The organism is Rhodanobacter sp. A1T4 (assembly GCF_014207185.1).
Lineage (GTDB): Bacteria > Pseudomonadota > Gammaproteobacteria > Xanthomonadales > Rhodanobacteraceae > Rhodanobacter.
In genome coordinates this window covers 1-1,692 of sequence record NZ_JACHCP010000028.1, presented here as the reverse complement: position 1 = coordinate 1,692, position 1,692 = coordinate 1, and the positions used below count along the sequence as shown (strand labels likewise).

Sequence of the window (1,692 nt, the reverse complement as noted above, 5' to 3'; positions counted from 1 at the left end):
GAAGCCGCGGAGGTGATGCCCGGCGATGCGGGTGGGCGCTACCTCTTCGGCATGACCCTGGATCAGGTCGATACGCTCAACCAGCTGATCGACATGATTGCGGCCCATGGCGACGTGGTGACCGCCAGCAACGACGCCGAGCTGGCCGATCACACGCTGTCGCTGCTGGGGCATGCCATCTTCAACGACGCGCGGGCTGTGCGCGAGATCATCCGCCAGGTGGAATCGCAGAGGCTCAAGGCGGCACGCGGTTCGCAAACTGGCGTGGGCGAAGAGCGGTGCGTCTACCATGCGGGGCGAGCGTGTTTGCCTGCGGACACCCTGCCGCATTCCGCGTGGCGGCTGACCGGAAAAAGATCGGGGGCAAATATAGCTACTCACGACACTCAGGCCATGACGACTGGCGCCATATGACGGATGGCATGATGGCTTCCCCGTGATCAGCAACGTTGCCGACAGGGAGGCAAAAAGTATGGGGCGGCACGCCTTCTCGGCGTCCGCCACCATGGGGTGAAAAGAATTCGCCACCAACTTAACTACCCCAGTCCCCTTTTCCGCCGCGTCATCGTGCTTCAGCACAATCTCTCCGCTGCAGTTGTAAGTCACCCTTGGCGTCAACGCTGGTGTAGATAGGCCTAAAAAAACCGAAGCGGAGAGCTAAACAAAAAGCGGCCATCACGGATGAGTCTTTGACTTTCTCCGCGAAACGCCCTCATGCCCTGCTTCCCTTGGCTGTGCTTCTGGCTGACCCAGTGGCGATGCTTGATCAACCGGTGCTTGCTCTGGCTGGGTCCGTCACGCGCAGTATCCGCCGTATCGTTACGGCGCTCTTGCCATCGGGCTTTCCCGATCGTGTCGCCGGTGCACGCACGTGCCAAGCCCAGCTGGGTACGTGAGGAACTCCTGGCGCTGGCAGCACGCGATCCGGCGATGAGCTGCCGTCGGCTGGCCGATATCTTCAATCGCCGCCACATGAGCGATAGTCGGACCATCGGCAAGAGCTTTGTCGCCACATTGCTCAAGCGACATCGCGCCGATATTCTGCAGCGTCGACGGGAACTCAAGCGGCGCACCTACCAGTCCGGTCAACCCAATCGTGTGTGGGGCATGGATGGCACCGGCAAAACCGACGAAAAAGGCACGCTGCATTTCTTGCTCGGCATCGTCGATCACGGCACTCGACGCTGCTTGACGCTTGATGCACTCAGGGATAAATCCGCGATCTCTATCGTGCGGGCTTTGTGCGATGCCGTTGAACGGCACGGCAAACCCAGCGCGATCCGCACCGATAACGAGCCGATCTTTCAGAGCAGGCTATGCCGTACCAGCCTGGCACTGCTGGGCATCCGCCACCAGACCACCGAGCCGCACTGCCCTTGGCAAAATGGCCGCATCGAACGTTTCTTCGGCACGCTCAAGGCCAAACTCGATCGCTGGGCCGTCGCCGACCGGGTTGCACTGAACGCCTCACTGTCGGTGTTTCGTATCTGGTACAACCACGTGCGACCGCACCAGCATCTGCAAGGGCGCACGCCGATAGAGGCGTGGAACCGATGCGATATCCGACGCCGGCCGATCCGCCGGGCATGGTTCGAGGCGTGGGACGGATTGCTGCAAGGTGAATACTTGCAACGCTAAGACCACCTGCAATAAATCACACGCCTGTCCGCATGACGGAAGGCCAGTCGCTGC

Annotated in this window: 1 protein-coding gene and 1 pseudogene; both read left to right on the top strand. The window is 61.0% G+C overall.

Annotated elements, in window-relative coordinates; translation table 11 throughout:
- Positions 1–414 (top strand): annotated as a pseudogene (locus tag HDE80_RS21990) (hypothetical protein); the annotation flags it as partial.
- 438 nt (positions 415–852) lie between these two features.
- On the top strand, positions 853–1,638 hold the full coding sequence (locus HDE80_RS21985; protein WP_184674457.1) for an integrase core domain-containing protein: 786 nt from the start codon (positions 853–855) through the stop codon (positions 1,636–1,638).
- Positions 1,639–1,692: the final 54 nt, after the last annotated feature.